This window comes from Mongoliibacter ruber (assembly GCF_003003005.1).
Taxonomy (GTDB): Bacteria; Bacteroidota; Bacteroidia; order Cytophagales; family Cyclobacteriaceae; genus Mongoliibacter; species Mongoliibacter ruber.
This window is the reverse complement of sequence record NZ_PVTR01000006.1, coordinates 120738-141978: the sequence shown is the minus strand read 5'-3', so window position 1 is coordinate 141978 and position 21241 is coordinate 120738. Positions and strand designations below refer to the sequence as shown.

Below are 21241 nucleotides of genomic sequence, written 5' to 3'. Positions count from 1 at the left end.
TCTAACAGGATATGAGGCTATTTCGTTTTTATAAACGCTATAAATTCAATTTTGATGAGGTGATTAACCTTTTTTAGCCAAAATAAATTAATTTTGTTAATATGTTGAATCATAAAGATATTGAAAAAAGACCCATCAAAGAACTTGTTTCAGGTAATTATGTATTTGCGGCAGTTTTGCATTACTTCGGGATTAGCTTTTTTCAGTACGAGCAGAGCTCACTTCAAGACGTTTGTGAAAAGCACAGAATCAAACCCAAGCAACTTATTCATGAGTTGGAATCTTGGGCGATAAGAAAGGAGCCTAGTCAAGAAGAGCTGTTTTTAAGACCAATTGAAGTTCTAGTGGCTTACCTTAAGAAAAAGCATTATTACTTTTTGCGGCAAGAATTACCGTTTTTATCTAATATGATTGCTGGAATTCAGGTGCCTGAAAAGGAGTATAGTTCAATTCTTGCTGACCTCAGAATACTGTTTCCTTTATTTGTTGATGATTTTATTCATCATATTCATGAAGAGGAAAGTAGGGTTTTCAATCGGATAGAACTCTTGCACAACATTGAAGAAGGAGAATTTATATTAAAAGATTCAGTGAAAATCTTAGAGCAAAGCCCAATAGCTTCATTGGCTGATGCTCATGAAGTGCACGACGATGAAATGGAGGGAATCAGGAAATTGACCAATAATTATTTTCTTCCTGAAAATGCTCCTGTTAGCATGAAAGTGCTTTATAATGAACTTCAGGTATTTGAAAAAGAACTGATCATCCACGCGCAGATCGAGGACGGACTACTCTTCCCCAAAGCCATTGAGCTTGAGAAAGATGTTTTGAGAAATGTACGCAAAAAAATTTCCGAGAACTGATGGGTAGAATTTTAGCCATTGATTTGGGAACCAAAAGGACGGGGATTGCAGTTACAGATACTCTTAAAATTCTTGCAAACCCACTCCAAACTGTAGAGACTTCTAAGCTTACTGATTTTCTCCAGGACTATTTCAATAAAGAGGACGTGGAAACAATTGTATTGGGTTATCCAATTCATCTTGATGGCAATCCAAATGAAATGACTCCACGCGTCATAAGTCTCAAGGATCGTTTGAGTAAGTTGTTTCCTGAAAAAAAAATAGTCTTTGTGGATGAGCGGTATACTTCAAAGATGGCCATGCAAAGCATGATTGCAATGGGAAGCAAAAAGAAAGACAGAAAGGAAAAAGCAGGCAATCTGGATAAAGTCAGTGCTGCCATTATCTTACAATCTTATTTAGAACAACAATGATTTATCCTATAGTAGCCTACGGCAATCCTATATTAAAGAAAGAAGCTGAAGAAATTAATGAAGGGGAAGATATCCAAAAACTCATCGAGGACATGTATGCCACGATGGACCACGCAAGTGGGGTAGGGCTTGCTGCGCCACAGATCAATAAGGGTGTACGGCTATTTGTCATAGACAGTACTTTGATGCTGGATGAAGATGATGAAGAGAAAGGTATCAGAAGAGTTTTTATCAACCCGATTATTCTAGATGAATACGGTGACAATTATGGTTTTGAAGAAGGTTGCCTCAGCATACCGGATGTAAGGGCTGAAATTATTCGACCTGAAAAATTGACACTCGAATATTTCGATGAAAACTGGAACCTCAAAGAAGAAGAGTTTTCAGGGATGACTGCAAGGGTGATTCAGCATGAATATGACCATCTCGAAGGCATTCTCTTTGTAGATTATTTGAAAGGCCTTAAGAAAAGGATGGTTAAAAGTAAGTTGATCGAAATCAGTAAAGGCAAAGTGTCTACTGATTACAGGATGATTTACCCTTTGAAGTAAAATCCCTATATACTGACCTTCCCGAAAACCGGATGGATAGCTGATTGACAACCTTACCCAATAGCCAAAATGGAAAACAACATCTCAGAATTTCTCAAAGTAGCATTGGTACAGACTGATCTTTACTGGAAAGATAAAGTGGCCAATATGGCTATGCTAGAGGAAAAAATTTCGGGCTTGGACGAGATTGTAGACATGATTGTATTGCCTGAGATGTTTACCACGGGTTTTACAATGGAGGCTGAAGAAGTTGCCGAAGCAATGAACCTTCAAACCACCAGATGGCTTAAGCAAATGGCGCGAAAGTCTCAGGCTTTGGTCACGGGAAGTTTTGTGGTTCAAGATGGAGGTTTTTTTTATAACAGGCTGGTATGGGCCAAACCCAATGGAGATCTTGGCTTTTACGACAAAAGGCACTTGTTTAGAATGGCAGATGAGGATGATCATTATGCCATGGGTACTGAACAAATAATTTTTGAATGGAAAGGATGGAAAATTATGCCTCAGGTCTGCTATGATCTAAGGTTTCCGGTTTGGAGTAGAAATAGAGTATTGGAGGATAATAAACTAGCATATGATTTGGTTTTTTATGTAGCCAGCTGGCCTGCCCCTAGGATCAATGCCTGGGATGTTTTGCTTCAAGCCAGGGCTATTGAAAATCTAAGCTACGCTGTAGGGGTCAATAGAATCGGGAGGGATGGGAATTTGGTCCCTTATTCCGGACACTCAGGTGCTTATAATTTCAAAGGGGAAACGCTTTGTTTTTCTCAGGAAAAAGAAGAGATCCTTGTAGTTGAATTGGATTATGAATCACTTACAGAGTTTAGGGAGAAATTCCCAGCATGGATGGATAGTGACAACTTCAAATTGGACTGAAGTCAGCTGATTGTCCCGGATGCATCACCACTTTTCCAATGAATATGCTACTCAATACAGTAAAAATTCTACTGATATAATGAACCGTAAAAACTGGGATAAATTCATTAATTTGACCCGCGAATTTTAGAAACGAGATTTGTCTTAACTGTAAATTTACTAACATGAACTTTTGTTAGGACGAAATAAATAAATTGTACAACTGATCTGAATTAACAGAAAATGACCACTAAGACAGCAAAAATTCTTTATACGCTGACCGACGAGGCTCCTGCCTTGGCCACTTATTCTTTACTTCCCATCATCAAATCCTTTACAGGGTCTGCAGGTGTAGAAGTCGAAACCAGAGATATTTCTTTGTCCGGAAGGATTATTGCTCAATTTCCTGAGCGATTGACTGAAGAGCAGCGTATCAAGGATTATTTGAGTGAATTAGGTGAGGTTGCAAAAACACCAGAGGCCAACATTGTAAAGCTTCCTAATATTTCTGCTTCCATACCACAATTGATTGCTGCCATTAAGGAGCTTCAAGCCAAAGGCTACAATTTGCCGGATTATCCAGATAACCCGCAATCTGAAGAAGAAAATGAGATCAAGGCCAAATATGATAAGGTAAAGGGTAGTGCTGTAAACCCTGTTTTAAGAGAAGGTAATTCGGACAGAAGAGCGCCTCAAGCAGTGAAGCAGTATGCTAAAAACAACCCGCACAGCATGGGGCCTTGGAGTGCTGACTCCAAATCTCACGTAGTCAGTATGAGCCAGGGTGATTTTTATGGAAGTGAAAAATCCCTGACATTGTCTAAGGCTGACACTGTTTCTATTGAGTTACATGGCTCAGATGGTTCTGTAAAGATGTTGAAAAAGGGCCTTTCTCTTTTGGAAGGAGAGGTTATAGATGCATCTGTTCTGAGTGTTGAAGCGCTTAAAAGCTTCTTATTGGAACAGAAAGAAGAAGCCAAGAATAGCGGTGTTTTGTTTTCTCTTCACATGAAAGCAACCATGATGAAGGTTTCTGACCCGATCATTTTTGGCCATGCTGTGAAGGTCTTCTTTGCCCCGGTTTTCCAAAAACATGAGGCGGTGCTCAAATCACTAGGTGTGGATGTCAAAAATGGTTTTGGAGACCTGATGGCTAAAATACAGAGCCTACCGGCAGATCAAAAAGCTGCAATAGAAGCCGATATAGAAGCCTGTCTTGCTGAAGGTCCAGCATTGGCGATGGTCAATTCAGACAAGGGGATTACCAACTTACATGTCCCTAGTGATGTGATCATAGATGCATCTATGCCAGCCATGATCCGAACATCAGGGCAAATGTGGAACAAAGCTGGAAAGCTTCAAGATACCAAAGCTGTCATTCCAGACAGGTCTTATGCTGGAGTGTACCAAGAGACTATTGATTTTTGTAAGAAAAACGGCGCTTTCGACCCGTCTACAATGGGTTCCGTGCCCAATGTTGGATTGATGGCTCAAAAAGCTGAAGAATATGGGTCTCATGACAAAACCTTTGAAATTCCATTTAAAGGTACAGTTAATGTTGTTTCTGCTTCAGGTGAGATATTGATATCACATGAAGTAGAGGCTGGAGATATTTGGAGAATGTGTCAAACCAAAGATGCTCCTATCCAGGATTGGGTAAAACTAGCGGTAAACAGGGCAAGAGCTACTGGAGTTCCTGCTGTATTCTGGTTGGATAAAAACAGGGCTCACGATGCTCAGTTAATTGAGAAAGTTAACCAATACCTTCCTCATCACGATACTGAAGGTCTTGAAATACATACAATGAGCCCAGTGGAGGCTACCCGGTTTTCTCTGGAAAGAATCAAAGAAGGGAAAGATACCATTTCTGTAACGGGTAATGTACTGAGAGATTATTTAACTGACCTATTCCCGATTTTGGAATTGGGAACCAGTGCAAAAATGCTCTCTGTTGTACCTTTGATGAATGGTGGAGGTTTGTTTGAAACAGGAGCGGGTGGTTCTGCACCTAAGCATGTGGAGCAATTGGTAGAGGAAAATCACCTAAGATGGGATTCACTGGGTGAGTTTCTAGCGCTTGCGGTGTCATTGGAGCACCTCTCAGTCACATTTAATAATGATAGAGCCAAAGTACTCGGTGAAACTTTGGACCAAGCAACAGGTAAATTCTTGCAGGAGAATAAATCGCCATCCAGAAAAGTGAAGGAACTGGACAATAGAGGAAGTCATTTCTACTTGGCGATGTATTGGGCAGAAGCTCTTGCTGCACAGGATAAAGATGAAGATTTGAAAGCTATTTTCACTCCTGTTGCTATAGAACTGATCGATAATGAAAAAACCATTATTAAGGAGCTTAATGATGCCCAAGGCATTAAAGTGGATATTGGCGGATATTTCAGGCCCGATGCGGATAAAACTGAAAAAGTAATGCGGCCTAGTCCTACTTTAAATAGGATACTTGATAAAATAACAGGTTAATAAAAAAAGCTGATCGGAAGGTCAGCTTTTTTTGATTTCACGTTTCCTTATTGGGTATTTTCAAAAAGTGCAAAGCTATAAATCCTGTGTAGGGCGATGAGGTTATTGGAATTTTTACCAATTAATCAAAAAAACACTTTTTTTTATATTGCTGATAATCAATCCTTTGATTTTTCATCAAATTATCCGCAATCGATTGTATTTTAAAAGGTTCATTCTCAATAGCTTAAATATTTTGGTAGCCGGGATTTATTTGGTATTTTTAGGGTAATAAACTCTTAAATTACATGTATAAATGGATTCGACACAATCCTAGTTTCTTTTTAGAGTATAACCAATACAACAATAAATAAAATAACTATGAGCAAAATTAAAGTAGGAATCAACGGATTCGGAAGAATCGGAAGACTTGTTTTTAGAGCAGCACAGACAAGAAGTGATGTAGAAGTAGTCGCTATCAATGACCTTATTGATGTAGATTACATCGCTTACATGTTGAAGTATGATTCCACCCACGGAGTTTTTGACGGTACTGTTGAAGTAAGCGATGGAAAACTTATAGTGAATGGTAAAGAAATCAGAGTTTCTTCTGAAAAGAGTCCTGCGAACCTAAAATGGGGTGAAGTAGGTGCTGATTTTGTAGTTGAGTCAACTGGGATTTTCTTGACCAAAGAAACAGCACAGGGTCATTTAGATGCGGGAGCCAAAAAAGTCATTATGTCAGCTCCTTCCAAGGATGATACGCCTATGTTTGTAATGGGAGTAAATGAAGAGAAATATACCTCTGATATGAACTTTGTATCCAATGCATCTTGTACTACCAATTGCTTGGCACCAATTGCCAAAGTATTGAATGACAATTGGGGTATTGAAGAAGGGTTGATGACTACAGTTCATGCTACCACAGCTACGCAAAAGACTGTAGACAGTCCTTCAGCGAAAGACTGGAGAGGCGGTAGAGGTGCAGCTCAAAATATCATTCCATCGTCGACAGGTGCAGCTAAAGCTGTTGGGAAAGTCATTCCTGAATTGAATGGTAAGTTAACAGGCATGGCATTCAGAGTGCCAACTCCAAACGTTTCTGTTGTAGACTTGACAGTAAGATTGAAAAATCCAGCTTCTTACGAAGAAATCAGTGCCAAAATGAAGGAGGCTTCAGAAGGTAGTCTTAAAGGAATTTTAGGCTACACTGAAGACTCAGTGGTTTCTACAGACTTCAATGGCGATCCTAGAACTTCCATTTTTGATAAAAATGCAGGTATTCAATTGAGTGACACATTCGTAAAGGTTGTGTCTTGGTATGACAACGAGTGGGGTTACTCCAATAAAGTTGTAGATCTTTTGACTTACATAGCAGCAAAAGGTTGAGAAATAGAAAATGAAAAGACAAAGGGAGGTTAGCCTCCCTTTTTTTTTGAACAGAACGATTTTTGGATTATTATGGTTTTTTTCATATACTATTCCATTCAAGTACCAAAAAAACACCTATGAAGTATCTCGTTTCCTTGCTGTTCCTATTTGGGAGCTTCTACATGTTTATATCACCCCTTACAAGCTTTTCTCAAACAGATGATTCCAATGTAGATGATGAATTTATTGAGTACCAAAATAAGAGTATACCTGTTGAAATAGCTGAGGCTACAATAGAAGCGCTTTCCTATTTTCCGGAATTGGAGGATGTATCAATTGATTTTGTGTACAGGGAAAAAATCAAAGGAGCAGTTATGCAAGCTCAACCCTATCTTTTTTCACTATTTGTCAATGGCAAGAACAGTAGAAGGTATAAGATTAAAGTAACCCGTCAGCTTGAGTTTGCAGAGGGCTATTATCCTATAGAACAAGTTCCTTATGATGCTTTGGTGGGCTGGATAGGGCATGAATTAGGGCATGTGATGGATTATCTCAATAGGTCTTCAGCCAATATGATGCATTTTGGAGCTAGGTACTTTCTTTCCAACAAAAGAGTGATTGAAGCAGAGTTAACTGCCGATGGCTATGCGATTGGCTGTGGAATGGGACATCATATCTTAGCCAACAAAAATTATATCTTAAATAACGAGAACTTTGAGGACGACTATAAAGACAAAATAAAAAATTTATACATGTCCCCTGATCAGATACTCACTTTACAAAAAGTTTTGGACGATAAAGTAGAGAGGCAAAACTAATCAGGAAATAGGTAGTTGAATATGGTATGTCAGATTATTTACCACTATTTCCACTCAAATTAGTTCCCTTTCCAGGGGAGCAGCTGAATCTCCATATTTTTGAGCCCAGATACAGGCAATTGATACAGGATATCAAGGAAGGGGATGGCTTGATGGGTATTGCTGTGTTTTTAGACCAGTTAAAGCCATTAGGTACTGAAGTAAAGCTTCAGGAGATTACAAAGGTTTACGAAGATGGAAGGATGGATATTAAGACTATCGGAACCAGGATTTTTGAGATCACCACCTTTGACAATCCCAAGAAGGGAAAATTATATGCAGGTGGGATGGTCGTGTATAAGTCTAATATTCTAAAAGTAAATAAAGCCCTCTATGATGAGTTCGTTTTTTTTCTAAAAGAGTTTTTCAGGTTGATAGGACATGAAGTGGACCTTACATCCAGTTTGGTCAATTCATTTACTTTAGCCCATAAAATAGGGCTGAAAATAGAAGAAGAGTATGAACTTATTCAAATGGAAGCAGAGTCAGATAGAATATCATATTTAATCAGGCACTTAAGACGAATTATCCCTGTCATGAGGGAACTTGAATTGGTAAAATCTAAGATTAAAATGAATGGTCATTTTAAGAATTTGGATCCGCTTGATTTTTAACTACAATCGGGTGATATTCTCTTTTTTGACATAAGCTTTATTTTCGCCCCACCTTACCTCATACCAGATATCCTTCGAAGATTTGATGACAACCCTATGTCCAGGATCTACTACATTGATTAATTTGCCGCCTGCAGTGGGCTTATCCATGACCAATGTAGGACTTCCTGTAATTATCCCTGTTTTTTGAGCATCAAAAAAATTGTTTGCAACAAATACCAAGGTCATTAAGAAAATGGTTGGCAAGTAATATTTAGCCTTTACCGCTTGCTTGTTGTAAAAAAGTAAGAGGATAAGAGATATTATCAATAGGACGCTAAGAGTTGCTGTGATCTCAGTTTGAAGGTCTGTGATAAACTTTAAAAACCTATCTCTATCACTAAGCTCATATCCCATAAGACTACTTTGTTCGGTCAACGCTTTGATTTTGGTGATTACCCTTTGATTGGGATTTTCGTCATAATATTTGGCCAAATAAAATGAGGCTTGTGAATAATCACCAATGCCTTCAGCAATAAATGCCATTTTTAGGAGCATTGCCGGAGTGTAAGTTTCATCATTTTGAAGCAAATCTTCATAGATCACAAAAGCTTCTTGGTAGTTTTGCTCAATAAACAAAGAATCTGCTTTATTGAGCTTTAATATATCGGCCTGACAATTAAAGCTTTGTAAAAAGGTGATAAAAAATATTATAAATTTTGTCAGAAAGATTCTCGTTATACTTTGCATTTTCAATTCAGTCGCTTAAATTTGCAGTCCAATTACGACAATGATTTAAAAAAAAACAAGTCAAAACGTAATAGATTCCGTAGCTCAGCTGGTAGAGCATAACACTTTTAATGTTAGGGTCCTGGGTTCGAGCCCCAGCGGGATCACAGAAGTTTAAACTTCACGTCAAAGGGCGAGAAGTTTATCCCGATAAGACGAAGCGAAGCGAGTCAATATCGGGAAGCCCCAGCGGGATCACAGAAGTTTAAACTTCACGTCAAAGGGCGAGAAGTTTATCTGATAAGACGAAGCGAAGCGAGTCAATATCGGGAAGCCCCAGCGGGATCACAGAAGTTTAAACTTCACGTCAAAGGGCGATAAGTTTATCCCGATAAGACGAAGCGAAGCGAGTCAATATCGGGGAGCCCCAGCGGGTTTACCAAGAAAAAGCAAAAGTGCTTTTTAAAAGAGTTTGATTAAAGTTCGGGGTGTAGCGTAGCCCGGTATCGCGCCTCGTTTGGGACGAGGAGGTCGTAGGTTCGAATCCTGCCACCCCGACTTATTTATCCAGGTCCTGTAGCTCAACTGGATAGAGCAACTGCCTTCTAAGCAGTAGGTTTCAGGTTCGAGTCCTGACAGGATCACTCTTGAGAGCATCTCCCCAAAGGAGATGCTCTATTTATTACACCAATTATGATTCCGTAGCTCAGCTGGTAGAGCATAACACTTTTAATGTTAGGGTCCTGGGTTCGAGCCCCAGCGGGATCACAGAAGTTAAGCTTCACGTCAAAGGGCGAGAAGTTTATCCCGATAAGACGAAGTGAAGCGAGTCGATATCGGGAAGCCCCAGCGGGATCACCAAAAAGCCTCTTGTAAAGAGGTTTTTTTGTTTAATATCAACTGTATAGAGCATCCCGATTTTGATCGGGAAGGTTTCAGGTTCGAGTCCTGACAGGATCACTCTTGAGAGCATCTCCCTAAAGGAGATGCTCTATTTATTACACCAATTATGATTCCGTATCCCGATAGCTATCGGGATGGTAGAGCATAACACTTTTAATGTTAGGGTCCTGGGTTCGAGCCCCAGCGGGATCACAGAAGTTAAGCTTCACGTCAAAGGGCGAGAAGTTTATCCCGATAAGACAAAGCGAAGCGAGTCAATATCGGGAAGCCCCAGCGGGATCACAGAAGTTAAGCTTCACGTCAAAGGGCGAGAAGTTTATCCCGATAAGACGAAGCGAAGCGAGTCAATATCGGGAAGCCCCAGCGGAATTAGTATAAAACCTCCTTAACAGGGAGGTTTTTTGTTTTTTATCTATTGCCAACATGTATATTCGCTTTCATATCAGAAGAATCTATTTAATAGATTTAACTTTTGGTATAGAACCAATATCAATAAATAACCTGTTTGCCGTGGCGGATCCAACTCGTCTCACGGATGGCAGGTATCTATTAGTATCCCTTTGCCAAAAAAAAACTCGTTTAATTGATAAGTGACATGATTGCGGATAATCATATTGAATTTTATTACAATAACTGTGTGCTTAAATTATTTCCTTTTTGAAATGAGGCAAGTCTCACAGAGGTTCATCCAATTTTTTTGAGATTAATACATACTTATGCATACCCCACAAAGATTAGGTATTAATAATGTTGCTTTTTTTAGGTTATTTAATCCCAAAAATATTAATTGTATCATAATAGGTAAGCCTACTCAAAAGCTGTTTTTCGAAGGAAAAACAATACATCCAAATTAATTCGTGACTCATATGAGCAAGAAAAAATATCAAAGTAGTAAAGTGAAAATTGCTATTGTCCTTACATTTTTAATTGTATTGATATTTGGTAAAAATCTTTTTGAAAGGAAAAATTTCAATGAATTGGGTGATAGTTTTATTTCTTTTTATGAAGACCGCTTGGTAGTGGAAAGTTATATATTTTCCATTTCGGAGAAATTGTTCCGGATTAAGTTACTGATCAATCATTGTGAGTTTGAAAGTGACTACAGCAACACTATACAGGAAATTACCGATTATGAACTAAGGATTTTGAGATTGGTGAGAGAGTTTGAAAAGACAAAGTTGACAGAAATAGAAGATGTTTTTCTGACTGACTTCAAGCGGATCATCATGGATAACCTAAGAATAGCCGATTATGACATGATTTACACGGATGCTGACGGGATAAATGAAGTTAAGGTGAGAGAATATAATGCGTATATAGAACGTGCCTTAAAAGACCTTGAAAAGCTTTCTCAAATTCAGATGGATGAAGGTCAGAAATTAGCTATGAATTCTGATAGGGTTGTGAACCGTTCTAAAATATGGTCGCAATTTGAATTGGCAGCCTTGATTATCCTCTTGGGGATTATTTATTTCTTGATTTATTCAAATAGGTCCCAAACCAAAGAAGAATAAACCAAACACCCCCATTCTTTGGGATGGGGGTGTCGGATAGAAAAATCAGTTGCCTCAATTTGAAGTTGAAATTCTGGAATATTTCCTGGAATAAAAGTAAGTTTCTCACGCTTACAATTGCTAGGGTTTATCCATGGCATGATTGTCAAACATTGAGAATGTGTACTGATTTTTAGAACACAAAACTTTTCATATAGGTAGCATTTTTCTCGGCAGCTTCCATAGGATTGGTACCTTCAAATCTTTCTTGCTCCACAATGAAGTAATCCATTCCATGGTCTTTTCCTGTTCTAAGGATAGACTTGAAATCCATAATACCACTCCCGATTATTGTAGACCCATTGGCTTCTTCAAAAGGGAGATCCCCTGATTTATCTTTCACATGTCCAAGGGTAAATCTTCCCGGATATTTTTTAATGTATTCCTCGGGATCATACCCAGCTGTGTACACCCAGTAGGTGTCCATTTCGAAGTCTACCAAGTCTGCATCTGTATTTTCTATTAATACATCCTGTGGGATTTGCCCTTCAAGTTCTGTGAAAGTGTAACCATGGTTGTGATAAGCAAACCTAAGCCCGTTTTGCTTGCATATTTCACCCTGCTTATTGAAGGCATCTGCCATTCGTTTGTATTCGTCTATGGATTTTTGAGGACCTATGTAGGGGTTGATCAAGTATTTCATCCCAATTTCCCCAGCCTCTTCAGCTAAGCTTTCCAGATTTTCGAATGTGTTGCAATGGGAGGCGATGAATTCTACTCCCAGATCATCTACAAAGCTTTTAAACTCTTTATTGGACATTCCCCAAAATATACCTTTGCCACCATCAAACCCCTCTAGCTGGGTATAACCAAAACCTGCAACCGTGGATATTGTGGCCCTTGCGTCTTCTGCCATGTTTTCTTTGACAGAATATAGTTGTAAGCCAAAGTCCTTTAATGTTCCCTCAGCACTGCCGATCATAGCTCCTGTGGCCTCCTTGGAGTCACTTTTTGGAGAACTGCAAAACTGTAATGGCAGCATTGCTCCTGCCCCGAAAAGCGCACTTAATTGGATGAATTTTCTTCTGTTTTTCATAGTCTGGTTTTATGCAAAAAGACTGCGTTTCCGCAGTCTCTTTTTTAGTTTGTCAATTAAATAGCATATGCCCTGTCACCAGGTTTGTAATCTATACAAGGTTCATACCTTCCAGGAGCTTCATAGTACCTCAATTGTTGAGTAGCACCGATTTCAGATGTAAAGTAACCGAGGACAGTTAAGTCCTGCACCATTCCAATGATGGCAGTAGCTTTTTTGTCTTCGCTCTCTCCGGCTTTTGCTTTGAGCTCATTGAGGTAGGCTGTTCTTTCTTCTACACTTGCCTCCATAAAATCAGTTCCTTTGGTTTCTTTGAAATCCTTTTTAAGGAAATTGAGACCATCTACAAATGTCTGTTGTTGCTCACTGTTGTAAGTGTCCTTGACCATCATTACCATGAATGCCCCGATACCTGTGGCTTTGGCACCAGGTGTGTCAGTGGTTGGGATAATTGCTTCCCCAATTTCATCCAAAAAAGCGATATCTTTTTCGGAGAACTCCAGTCCAACTATTTGGTCCTCCGGTGCACAACCTGTAAGTATAGCATTGGCACCTACCATAGCTCCCCCCATCATCAAGGCGAAACTCTTTATTGCATCTCTTCTATTCATTGCCATAATATAATTTCATTTAAAGGTTATAGGTTGCCTTTCTTCAATTCGCTTACAGCAAAATCTGCAGCTCTTGCGGTTAAGGCCATATAAGTAAGGGAAGGGTTCTGTGCAGCTGCAGAAGTCATACAGGCTCCATCAGTAACAAATACATTTTTGGCATCCCATACTTGGTTGTTGCCATTTAGTACAGAGGTTTTTGGATCTCTACCCATCCTAGCGGTACCCATTTCATGAATCCCCTGACCAAATGTATACCCTGCATCAAATGAGTTGACATTTTTCAAACCTGCAGCCTCAAGCATTTCAGCCGCATCATTCATCATGTCTACCCTCATCTTCTTTTCGTTTTCTTTAATCTCGGCATTCATTTCCAAGACTGATAGACCCCACTTATCCTTGACATCCTTACTCAACTTGATGGTGTTTTCATGATAAGGGAGAATTTCTCCAAATGCAGTAATCCCCATACTCCAAGGTCCCGGCTCACTCAAAGCTTCTTTCAAAGGTGCTCCAAAGTTGATTTCAGCAACATTTCTGCTCCATCCTGACCTACTTGCAGCTCCTTGATATCCAAAACCTCTTAGGTAGTCTCTTTTATCGCCATCGACATTTCTAAATCTTGGGATATAAACACCGTTTGGTCTTCTTCCAAAATAGTATTTGTCTTCATAGCCTTCGAAAATTCCATTTGCGCCAAGTCTGAAGTGGTGATCCATTACATTGTGACCAAGTTCTCCAGAACTACTGCCCAATCCTTCTGGCCATATATCTGTGGCACTTCGCATCAAGATAGCCGTGGAGTTGAATGCTGAAGCACATAGGAATACAATTTTAGAATTGAATTCATAAGTCTCATTTGTTTCAGCATCAAGCACTTCTACACCTGTGGCTTTTTTGGTGTCCTTATCATAAATGAGTTTGGTTACAATTGACCATGGTCTAAGCGTAAGGTTGCCTGTTTTCATGGCCGCCGGTAGGGTGGAAGATTGTGTACTGAAATACCCTCCAAATGGACAGCCTAACCAACACTTGTTTCTAAACTGGCATTGTACCCTGCCTTCAAGCGGCTGGGTGAGGTTGGCAACTCTCCCGATGGTTACCAGACGCTTTCCATCAAAAGCTTTCTTTACCCTTTCAGCTACATCCTTTTCCACGCAGTTAAGTGGCATAGGAGGCTGAAATTCACCGTCTGGAAGTTGTGCAAGTCCGTCTTTATTACCTGAGATACCTGCAAATTTCTCGACGTAGCTATACCATGGAGCAAGGTCTTTGTACCTTACAGGCCAGTCGACAGCTATTCCTTCTTTAAGGTTAGCTTCAAAATCTATGTCTCCAAGTCTATAGCTTTGTCTACCCCACAAGAGAGATCTCCCACCGACTTGGTACCCTCTGAACCATGTAAATGGCTTCTTTTCCACGTATGGAGAATCATCTTCATGAGCCCACCAATCTACATTTTGCTCATTTAACACATAGTCTCTTCTGAGATTTGGGTGATTTTCCGTCATTTCGACGGTTCTTCTACCCCTGTGTGGTATTTCCCAAGGAGCCTGAGTGGCACTTTTGTAATCTTTTACGTGCTCTACATTCTGTCCTCTTTCTAGTAAAAGGACCTTCAATCCTTTTTCAGTCAATTCTTTCGCTGCCCATCCTCCACTGATTCCGGATCCAACAACGATTGCGTCATACGAATTATCTGCCATAATTAATCTAAATATTGAGTTTATTATAAGTCACAAATTTCAATGGCTTCTTTCAAAGAAGCGATTTTATCTTCACGGGTAGGAATGAATTCTTGGCAGAAATAGCCATCATACCCGGTATCCAATACTGCCTTGACAATTGCAGGGTAATAGATTTCCTGCGAATCATTTATTTCATTTCTTCCGGGATTTCCAGCGGTGTGGTAATGACCAAAGTACTGATGATTATTTTTGATAGACCTGATAAGGTCACCCTCCATAATTTGCATGTGGTAAATGTCGTAAAGAAGTTTAAGGTTTTCTGACCCGACCATTTTACATAGTTCTATTCCCCACGCGCTTTTATCACACATATAGTCAGGGTGGTCTACCCGGCTGTTGAGAAGCTCCATGATCAAAGTAACACCATGCTCCTCAGCGATGCCTATGATTTTTTTCAAACCCTCGGCGCAGTTTTTCATCCCGGTTTCATCGTCCATACCTCTTCTGTTTCCACTAAAACAAATAAGGTTTTTATAGCCAGCTTCAGCTACTTTTGGAATTACATCTGTATAGTTTGCAATTAGCTGTTCATGGTATTGTGGATCATTCCATCCTTTGTCTATGCCTAGCTCAGCACCATTACATAATGAGCATTCTACTCCATGTTTTTTGAGGATATGCCAGTTGTTTGGTCCCACCAGGTCAATGGCATTAAAGCCAATTTCTTTGACTGCAACACATAAGTCTTCGAGACTCATGGGATTGAAAGGCCAATGACAGACAGCATGGTTGACATTACCCTTGAGAGGAGGTGGAATTGAGGTGCCTTTTGCTTCTAGAGCTGAAAGACTTCCAAAGGCTACGGTGCCTAAGGCCATCTTTTTCAAGCTGTTTCTTCTGGTTATTTTGGTCATTTGTGAATAGGTTGAGAATCTGTTTTTTTACTTAATACTTCATTTTTGAAAAGGATCAAGAAAAATAGAACCACTAATATAGCAATCCCTGCGGGAATCAGCCATATAGAATTCCAATCATGTGATCCATCTGCATGTAAATATATATCAGTGACTTGTCCGGCAATAGCAAATCCAATTAGCATACCAATGCCATAGGTGGCCAAGGTGATCATTCCCTGAGCAGCAGATTGGATTTTGGCATCTGCCTTTGAATCCGTGTAGATTTGACCTGAAACAAAAAAGAAATCATAGCATATTCCATGTAAGGCTATGCCAATGATCAACATCCAAAGGCCAGATCCGGCATCACCAAATGCAAACAGTGCATACCTTACTACCCATGCCATCATCCCAACCAATAGCGTCGCTTTGAAGCCAAATCTTTTGAAAAATACAGGGAGCAGTAATAAGAAAAGTGCTTCTGAGACTTGACCAATAGTCATTTTCCCTGTAGGATCTGTCACCCCTATCTCAGCCAGAAAAGGATTGGCATTTTGATAGTAAAATGCCAGTGGGATGCATATCAATATGGAAGAAATGAAGAAAACCAAGTAGTTACGGTCTTTTAATAGCTTTAAGGCATCCAATCCCATTATTTCCGAGATCGACACCTGCTTTCCCCTTTCGGCTCGGGGTGGCGTTTTTGGTAAAGTAAAACTAAAAAAACCTAACACGACTGATGCAATTGAGGCCATAAGAAATGTATTGCGCAAAAGTCCTTCGGACATTCCTTCGACAGAGTCCCAGTGAAACAAATAACTGATAACCAAGCCTGCTGAGATCCAACCGATAGTGCCCCACACCCTTATGGAGGCAAATTCTCTTTCGGGATCTTGCATTTGTCTGAAAGATACTGAGTTGACCAAAGCCAAAGTAGGCATATACAAAATCATGTATATGAATACTGCTGGATAAAAGATCAAAAAGGTTTCAGACTGGTACATCATAAACATAAGAGCAGCTCCCCCTAAATGAAGCAGTCCCAATATCTTTTCGGCATTAAAGTACCGGTCAGCAATCAAGCCAATTACGAAAGGAGCGATGATTGCCCCAAACGATTGAGTGGAAAATGCAGCCCCGGTTTGGGCTCCGGAAGCCTGTAAGTTCATTCCCAAAAATGTCCCCATTGTAACAAACCATGAGCCCCAAATAAAAAATTCAAGAAACATCATAAAAGAAAGTTTTGATCTGATTGCAAGGTTCATTCGGAATGTTTTTTGGAGTAAATACCTTCTTGAGGGAGGTTATAATGTGTGTTACCTGCTAAAATTAAGGTTTTTTACTTTATTTTTAAGGATTTTAAAATATAAGTTCAAGTAAGTAAATTGGTGTTTCATTCTTTTACCATTCATAACATCTTACCGCTATTGATCAATTATTTAAAATGGTATTTAAGCGATTCAAATACATGATTTATCTTACAGAAAATTATCCCAAAATAAATTTATACTGAAACCATTAAACCAAATAGAAATGGCAATACAAAAGAAACTCAAAATGGGAATGGTCGGAGGAGGTCCGGGTGCATTTATTGGTGCAATTCATAGAAGTGCAGCTCTGATGGACGGTTTGATCGAACTCACAGCAGGTGCTTTCAGCAGTAATCCGGACAAATCTAAACAAGCGGGTGAAGAACTTATGATCGATCCTTCTAGGGTTTATTCCTCATATGACGAGATGATTCAGAAGGAACTTCTACTTCCTGAGGGTGAAAGGATAGACATAATCAGTATTGTTACACCAAATAATGTCCACTTTGATCCCACCAAAAAAGCCTTGGAAAATGGCTTCCATGTGGTATTGGACAAGCCCATGACACTGACTTATGATGAGGCAAAAGAACTGTACAAGATTATTAAAAAGAGTGATAAGTTATTTTGCTTGACCCATACCTACACCGGGTACCCGATGATCAAGCAGATGAAGCAGATGATCGCCAATGGTGAGATCGGAACGGTCAAGAAAGTATATGTAGAGTACCCACAAGGCTGGCTTTACAAATTGCTCGAACACGAGAACAACAAACAAGCGGAGTGGCGTACAGATCCTGCTAGAAATGGGAAAGCAGGTTGCTTTGGTGATATCGGAACCCATGCGTTTAATCTTGCTGAATATGTCACAGGTATGCAGGTAGCCAAAATCTGTGCAGACCTGGATATCAAGGTGGAAGGTAGGCCGATAGACGATGATGGAGCGGTTTTGATGAGATTTGAAAATAATGCTTCAGGTATTCTGACAGCATCTCAAGTAGATACTGGCTGTGAAAATAACCTCAAAATACGTGTTTATGGAGATAAAGGAGGGTTGGAATGGCAACAAGAGGACAATAATTCATTGGTCGTAAGATGGCCTAATAAAGCTGCAGAGACCTACAGGGCTGGTACAGGTTATCTGGGTTCTATGGCAAATGAAAATACAAGAACTCCAGCAGGTCACCCAGAAGGCTATATAGAGGCCTTTGCCAACATTTATAGAAATTTTGCACGTTGTATTTATGCACTGAGAAAAGGTGAAGAACCTAAGGCTGAATGGCGGGATTTCCCTGGAGCGGAAGATGGGATCAGAGGAATGGCATTTATAGAACTCGTTCTTGCCAGTTCGGCTTCAGACCAGAAATGGACGCCATTTATTGTGGAAAAATAAATTGAAATTCCCTGGTGTTTTGTATTGAGCGATCTGCCAGAATACCAGTTTTTTTTCTTTTAAGAGATAAAATCTAATAACTTTAAATATCAAAAATCAATAGACCTATGAAAACCATAAAAGGACCGGCGATATTTTTAGCACAATTTGCTGATGATGTGGCCCCGTTTAATTCACTTAAGTCCATCTGCGAATGGATGTCCAATGTCGGCTATAAAGGCGTACAGATTCCTTCGTGGGATAGCCGAATGATAGACCTTCAAAAAGCAGCAGAAAGTAAAACCTATGCGGATGAAATAAAAGGAATAGTCAATGATGCAGGTTTGGAAATCACTGAGCTTTCAACTCACCTACAAGGTCAGTTGGTGGCCGTTCACCCCGCTTATAATGAGCTTTTTGACGGTTTTGCTCCTTCAAACCTTGCAGGTAATCTTAAAGGCAAAGCTGAATGGGCAAGCCAACAACTAAAGTTTGCAGCCAAGGCGTCAGCAAACTTAGGGTTAACTGCACATGCGACTTTCTCGGGTGCATTGATGTGGCATACGGTATATCCTTGGCCCCAAAGACCAGCAGGCTTGGTCGATACAGGATTTACCGAACTCGCAAAGAGGTGGAAGCCTATTCTAGATGAATTTGATAATCACGGTGTAGACGTATGTTATGAGCTTCATCCAGGAGAAGATTTGCATGATGGGATTACTTTTGAGATGTTTTTGGAAAAAGTAGACAACCACAAAAGAGCGAATATTTTATATGATCCAAGTCATTTTGTATTGCAGTGCTTGGACTACCTTCAATTCATTGATTTTTATCATGAAAGAATCAAAATGTTCCACGTAAAAGATGCGGAATTCAACCCTACAGGCAAGCAGGGAGTATATGGTGGGTTCCAAGGCTGGGTAGATAGGGCTGGAAGATTCCGTTCTCTTGGTGATGGACAAGTAGATTTTAGTGGTATCTTTAGCAAACTTTCACAGTATGACTTTGATGGTTGGGCGGTGTTAGAATGGGAATGTGCCATCAAGCATCCTGAACAAGGAGCAATAGAAGGAGCACAGTTTATTTCTGACCACTTAATCAGAGTAACCGAAAAAGCATTTGACGACTTTGCAGGTAGGGGTGCTGATGAAGAGTTTAACAAGAAAATTTTAGGTATCTAATCAATTTAATCAAATATGAAATCAATTAAATCTTTGGCATTCGGAATGATAGCGATTGCCTCATTTACTTATGCATGCGGTGGTGGAGGTTCAAGTTCCTCTACTTCAGAGACTACAAGTACAACTTCTTCTCCAGCACCAGCAGCCACTCAAAGTCTTGAAGATAAGTACAAAGACGATCCTGTTTTTGTAGCAGGTTCTGCCAAAGCCAAAGAGGCGGGCTGTACGGCATGCCATATGGTCGAAAGAAAGATTGTCGGTCCTTCTTATGCTGATGTAGCCGAAAAGTATGAAAATACAGCTGAAAATGTTGAATTGTTGACTTCCAGAGTTATTAAGGGTAATGTAGGCGTATGGGGTGAAGTTCCTATGCCTGCTCATCCTCACTTGGATAATGATGATGTAGAAGCAGTTGTAAAATACGTTTTACTTCTTAAGAAATAGTCATGAAAAACTTAGGATCCTTGCTGATGATAGGTGCTGCGCTGACATTCGCATGTGGAGGACCATCTGAACAGACAGCAGAATCTACCGAGATTGAAGTTGAAGAAAGTGAATGGAGAAATCTATTTGACGGAAACACCTTCGAAGGTTGGAAAAAATATGGTGGAGGAGAAGTCGGTAATGCCTGGAAAATTGAAAACGGGAATTTATACTTAGACGCTGCCAATAAAGATAACTGGGAGCCTGGAGATGCTGGTGATATTGTGACTGTAGATGAGTTTGAAAATTTTCACTTCCAATTAGAGTGGAAGATTGCAAAAGACGGCAACAGTGGGATCATTTTTCTGGTACATGAATCAGAAGAATATTCCTATCCATGGATGACTGGCTTGGAAATGCAGATTCTTGATAATGATGGACACCCAGATGCCAAAATAGTATCTCACAGAGCAGGAGACCTTTATGACTTGATCGAGTCAAGTGAGGAGACTGTAAAACCTATTGGTGAATGGAATCTAGCTGAAATCATTGTCAATAACGGAGAACTTGAATTGCACTTGAACGGTGTGATGGTAGTGTCTACCAGCCTATGGACTCCTGAATGGGAAGAAATGGTGGCAAGTTCTAAATTCAAAGACATGCCTGGTTTTGCAAAATACCGTAAGGGTAAAATTGCTCTTCAAGACCATGGAGATGAAGTCTGGTTTAGAAATATCAGAGTAAAAGAATTATAAAAAATTAAGCCGGATGAAATTCCGGCTTTTTTAATTTTTAGGATAACCATTTTTTACCCATTCGTCGTAGCCCCCTTTTAAGTTGTATACATTTTGATATCCCTTGCTGATCAGGTATTCGGCAGCCTTACCGCTTCTGCCACCAACAGCGCAATAAAAGTAGATTTCTGTATCCTTAGGCAATTGATCTAGTTCTTGGTAAAAATCCTTATCGGAAAAATCGATTTTAACAGGATCACCGATGACGCCATTTGACATCTCCTCTTCAGTCCTTACATCTATCAGGATGCCATCCCCCTCTGAGATTAACTTCAGGAAGGTATCCGAATCTACATTTTGAACAGCAACCTGTTCTGATGATTGGTCTTTTTGGGATTTGACCTCGCATGCTCCAAGAGATAAAAGAAAAATGCCAAGACCAAGTAAAATGTTTATCTTATTCTTCATATGATAGATGGTTGAATTTCAAATTTAAATAAATTCTTTTAAAAATTGAGAGAATTGGACTCAAGGACATAGGTAAGGAGTCTAGACATAAAGCATTTGGATTTTGACAACATATATTCATAAAAATCAAAATATGATTATCCGCAATCATGCCACTAATAAATTAAACGATTGTTTTATGGCAAACTGATACTAATAGATACCTGCGCTCTGGGAGGCGAGTTGGATATTTATTTATATTGGTTCGAATTCACAGGTTAATTCTATTTTTTAGATTCTACTGTTATGAAAGCGGATATACATAAATCAAAATCTGTAATTGAATTGGAAAAAGTACAGATTCTTTCAATCTTGTTATATAAATCAAATACTGGATA

At 39.6% G+C, this 21241-nt stretch carries 20 protein-coding genes and 5 tRNA genes; 18 read left to right on the top strand and 7 right to left on the bottom strand.

What is annotated here, in order from left to right; genetic code table 11:
• Positions 1-101: 101 nt before the first annotated feature.
• From CLW00_RS11315 to CLW00_RS11275, 8 genes are all read left to right on the top strand, one after another.
• The gene (locus tag CLW00_RS11315) at positions 102-863 is read left to right on the top strand and encodes a hemerythrin domain-containing protein (protein WP_106133797.1); all 762 of its coding nucleotides are present in this window, start codon (positions 102-104) and stop codon (positions 861-863) included.
• A complete protein-coding gene (gene ruvX, locus CLW00_RS11310; protein ID WP_106133796.1) occupies positions 863-1276 on the top strand; it encodes a Holliday junction resolvase RuvX in 414 nt (137 codons plus the stop codon). Before CLW00_RS11315 ends, ruvX begins: the two co-directional genes overlap by 1 nt.
• Complete coding sequence (gene def / locus CLW00_RS11305) at positions 1273-1827, top strand: peptide deformylase (RefSeq protein ID WP_106133795.1); 555 nt, start codon at positions 1273-1275, stop codon at positions 1825-1827. Before ruvX ends, def begins: the two co-directional genes overlap by 4 nt.
• Before the next feature lie 69 nt (positions 1828-1896).
• Complete coding sequence (locus CLW00_RS11300) at positions 1897-2703, top strand: amidohydrolase (RefSeq protein ID WP_106133794.1); 807 nt, start codon at positions 1897-1899, stop codon at positions 2701-2703.
• Positions 2704-2925: 222 nt separating this feature from the next.
• Positions 2926-5160 (top strand): NADP-dependent isocitrate dehydrogenase, encoded by a 2235-nt coding sequence (locus CLW00_RS11290; protein WP_106133792.1) that lies wholly within the window; start codon positions 2926-2928, stop codon positions 5158-5160.
• 360 nt (positions 5161-5520) lie between these two features.
• Positions 5521-6528, top strand: coding sequence for a type I glyceraldehyde-3-phosphate dehydrogenase (gene gap / locus CLW00_RS11285; protein ID WP_106133791.1), 1008 nt, complete (start codon positions 5521-5523; stop codon positions 6526-6528).
• Between the two features lie 119 nt (positions 6529-6647).
• Positions 6648-7328 carry a hypothetical protein gene (locus CLW00_RS11280; RefSeq protein ID WP_106133790.1) on the top strand — a complete coding sequence of 227 codons (681 nt, stop codon included), beginning with the start codon at positions 6648-6650 and terminating at the stop codon, positions 7326-7328.
• 26 nt (positions 7329-7354) lie between these two features.
• Positions 7355-7981 (top strand): LON peptidase substrate-binding domain-containing protein, encoded by a 627-nt coding sequence (locus tag CLW00_RS11275; RefSeq protein WP_106133789.1) that lies wholly within the window; start codon positions 7355-7357, stop codon positions 7979-7981.
• On the opposite strand, the gene CLW00_RS11270 is transcribed toward CLW00_RS11275, so the two are convergent.
• Positions 7982-8599 (bottom strand): hypothetical protein, encoded by a 618-nt coding sequence (locus CLW00_RS11270; protein ID WP_342747908.1) that lies wholly within the window; start codon positions 8597-8599, stop codon positions 7982-7984. It lies immediately after the preceding gene.
• A 184-nt stretch (positions 8600-8783) separates the two neighbouring features.
• On the opposite strand from CLW00_RS11270, the gene CLW00_RS11265 reads away from it, so the two are divergent.
• The 6 genes from CLW00_RS11265 to CLW00_RS11240 all read left to right on the top strand — a co-directional run bounded on the left by CLW00_RS11265 (position 8784) and on the right by CLW00_RS11240 (position 11106).
• Positions 8784-8856: transfer RNA gene (locus tag CLW00_RS11265), tRNA-Lys, on the top strand.
• Positions 8857-9173: 317 nt separating this feature from the next.
• A tRNA-Pro gene (locus CLW00_RS11260) sits at positions 9174-9247 on the top strand.
• Between the two features lie 12 nt (positions 9248-9259).
• Positions 9260-9333, top strand: a tRNA-Arg gene (locus CLW00_RS11255).
• A 51-nt stretch (positions 9334-9384) separates the two neighbouring features.
• Positions 9385-9457: transfer RNA gene (locus CLW00_RS11250), tRNA-Lys, on the top strand.
• A gap of 243 nt (positions 9458-9700) precedes the next feature.
• A tRNA-Lys gene (locus tag CLW00_RS11245) sits at positions 9701-9784 on the top strand.
• Between the two features lie 674 nt (positions 9785-10458).
• Positions 10459-11106: a hypothetical protein gene (locus CLW00_RS11240; RefSeq protein ID WP_106133787.1), complete on the top strand. Its 648-nt coding sequence runs from the start codon at positions 10459-10461 to the stop codon at positions 11104-11106.
• A 172-nt stretch (positions 11107-11278) separates the two neighbouring features.
• Here the strand turns inward: CLW00_RS11240 and CLW00_RS11235 are convergent, their stop codons facing one another.
• Genes CLW00_RS11235 through CLW00_RS11215 form a run of 5 tightly spaced genes read right to left on the bottom strand, consistent with a single transcriptional unit; the run spans position 11279 to position 16641 of the window.
• Positions 11279-12181: a sugar phosphate isomerase/epimerase family protein gene (locus tag CLW00_RS11235; RefSeq protein WP_106133786.1), complete on the bottom strand. Its 903-nt coding sequence runs from the start codon at positions 12179-12181 to the stop codon at positions 11279-11281.
• A gap of 56 nt (positions 12182-12237) precedes the next feature.
• Positions 12238-12798: a gluconate 2-dehydrogenase subunit 3 family protein gene (locus tag CLW00_RS11230; protein WP_106133785.1), complete on the bottom strand. Its 561-nt coding sequence runs from the start codon at positions 12796-12798 to the stop codon at positions 12238-12240.
• Positions 12799-12818: 20 nt separating this feature from the next.
• Positions 12819-14498: a GMC oxidoreductase gene (locus CLW00_RS11225; RefSeq protein ID WP_106133784.1), complete on the bottom strand. Its 1680-nt coding sequence runs from the start codon at positions 14496-14498 to the stop codon at positions 12819-12821.
• 23 nt (positions 14499-14521) lie between these two features.
• Positions 14522-15394 carry a hydroxypyruvate isomerase family protein gene (locus CLW00_RS11220; RefSeq protein ID WP_106133783.1) on the bottom strand — a complete coding sequence of 291 codons (873 nt, stop codon included), beginning with the start codon at positions 15392-15394 and terminating at the stop codon, positions 14522-14524.
• On the bottom strand, positions 15391-16641 hold the full coding sequence (locus CLW00_RS11215; RefSeq protein WP_106133782.1) for a nucleoside permease: 1251 nt from the start codon (positions 16639-16641) through the stop codon (positions 15391-15393). The genes CLW00_RS11220 and CLW00_RS11215 overlap by 4 nt, the downstream gene beginning before the upstream one ends.
• Positions 16642-16909: 268 nt before the next feature.
• Between CLW00_RS11215 and CLW00_RS11210 the strand changes: the two genes are divergently transcribed.
• From CLW00_RS11210 to CLW00_RS11195, 4 genes are all read left to right on the top strand, one after another.
• Positions 16910-18079, top strand: a complete 1170-nt coding sequence (locus CLW00_RS11210) for a Gfo/Idh/MocA family protein (protein WP_106133781.1) — start codon at positions 16910-16912, stop codon at positions 18077-18079.
• A 107-nt stretch (positions 18080-18186) separates the two neighbouring features.
• Complete coding sequence (locus tag CLW00_RS11205; RefSeq protein ID WP_106133780.1) at positions 18187-19239, top strand: sugar phosphate isomerase/epimerase family protein; 1053 nt, start codon at positions 18187-18189, stop codon at positions 19237-19239.
• A 15-nt stretch (positions 19240-19254) separates the two neighbouring features.
• Positions 19255-19683 (top strand): c-type cytochrome, encoded by a 429-nt coding sequence (locus CLW00_RS11200; protein ID WP_106133779.1) that lies wholly within the window; start codon positions 19255-19257, stop codon positions 19681-19683.
• A gap of 2 nt (positions 19684-19685) precedes the next feature.
• Positions 19686-20417, top strand: coding sequence for a 3-keto-disaccharide hydrolase (locus CLW00_RS11195; RefSeq protein ID WP_106133778.1), 732 nt, complete (start codon positions 19686-19688; stop codon positions 20415-20417).
• Between the two features lie 30 nt (positions 20418-20447).
• On the opposite strand, the gene CLW00_RS11190 is transcribed toward CLW00_RS11195, so the two are convergent.
• On the bottom strand, positions 20448-20864 hold the full coding sequence (locus CLW00_RS11190; RefSeq protein WP_106133777.1) for a rhodanese-like domain-containing protein: 417 nt from the start codon (positions 20862-20864) through the stop codon (positions 20448-20450).
• Positions 20865-21241 lie beyond the last annotated feature (377 nt).

Bases quoted from the DNA above. Each gene is read 5' to 3' on its own strand.
- CLW00_RS11240 (WP_106133787.1), top strand. From the start codon at position 10,459: ATGAGCAAGAAAAAATATCAAAGTAGTAAAGTGAAAATTGCTATTGTC.
- CLW00_RS11235 (WP_106133786.1), bottom strand. From the start codon at position 12,181: ATGAAAAACAGAAGAAAATTCATCCAATTAAGTGCGCTTTTCGGGGCA.
- def (WP_106133795.1), top strand. From the start codon at position 1,273: ATGATTTATCCTATAGTAGCCTACGGCAATCCTATATTAAAGAAAGAA.
- CLW00_RS11315 (WP_106133797.1), top strand. From the start codon at position 102: ATGTTGAATCATAAAGATATTGAAAAAAGACCCATCAAAGAACTTGTT.
- CLW00_RS11280 (WP_106133790.1), top strand. From the start codon at position 6,648: ATGAAGTATCTCGTTTCCTTGCTGTTCCTATTTGGGAGCTTCTACATG.
- ruvX (WP_106133796.1), top strand. From the start codon at position 863: ATGGGTAGAATTTTAGCCATTGATTTGGGAACCAAAAGGACGGGGATT.
- CLW00_RS11225 (WP_106133784.1), bottom strand. From the start codon at position 14,498: ATGGCAGATAATTCGTATGACGCAATCGTTGTTGGATCCGGAATCAGT.
- CLW00_RS11300 (WP_106133794.1), top strand. From the start codon at position 1,897: ATGGAAAACAACATCTCAGAATTTCTCAAAGTAGCATTGGTACAGACT.
- CLW00_RS11190 (WP_106133777.1), bottom strand. From the start codon at position 20,864: ATGAAGAATAAGATAAACATTTTACTTGGTCTTGGCATTTTTCTTTTA.
- CLW00_RS11220 (WP_106133783.1), bottom strand. From the start codon at position 15,394: ATGACCAAAATAACCAGAAGAAACAGCTTGAAAAAGATGGCCTTAGGC.
- CLW00_RS11275 (WP_106133789.1), top strand. From the start codon at position 7,355: ATGTCAGATTATTTACCACTATTTCCACTCAAATTAGTTCCCTTTCCA.
- CLW00_RS11215 (WP_106133782.1), bottom strand. From the start codon at position 16,641: ATGAACCTTGCAATCAGATCAAAACTTTCTTTTATGATGTTTCTTGAA.
- CLW00_RS11290 (WP_106133792.1), top strand. From the start codon at position 2,926: ATGACCACTAAGACAGCAAAAATTCTTTATACGCTGACCGACGAGGCT.
- CLW00_RS11230 (WP_106133785.1), bottom strand. From the start codon at position 12,798: ATGGCAATGAATAGAAGAGATGCAATAAAGAGTTTCGCCTTGATGATG.
- CLW00_RS11195 (WP_106133778.1), top strand. From the start codon at position 19,686: ATGAAAAACTTAGGATCCTTGCTGATGATAGGTGCTGCGCTGACATTC.
- CLW00_RS11200 (WP_106133779.1), top strand. From the start codon at position 19,255: ATGAAATCAATTAAATCTTTGGCATTCGGAATGATAGCGATTGCCTCA.
- gap (WP_106133791.1), top strand. From the start codon at position 5,521: ATGAGCAAAATTAAAGTAGGAATCAACGGATTCGGAAGAATCGGAAGA.
- CLW00_RS11205 (WP_106133780.1), top strand. From the start codon at position 18,187: ATGAAAACCATAAAAGGACCGGCGATATTTTTAGCACAATTTGCTGAT.
- CLW00_RS11210 (WP_106133781.1), top strand. From the start codon at position 16,910: ATGGCAATACAAAAGAAACTCAAAATGGGAATGGTCGGAGGAGGTCCG.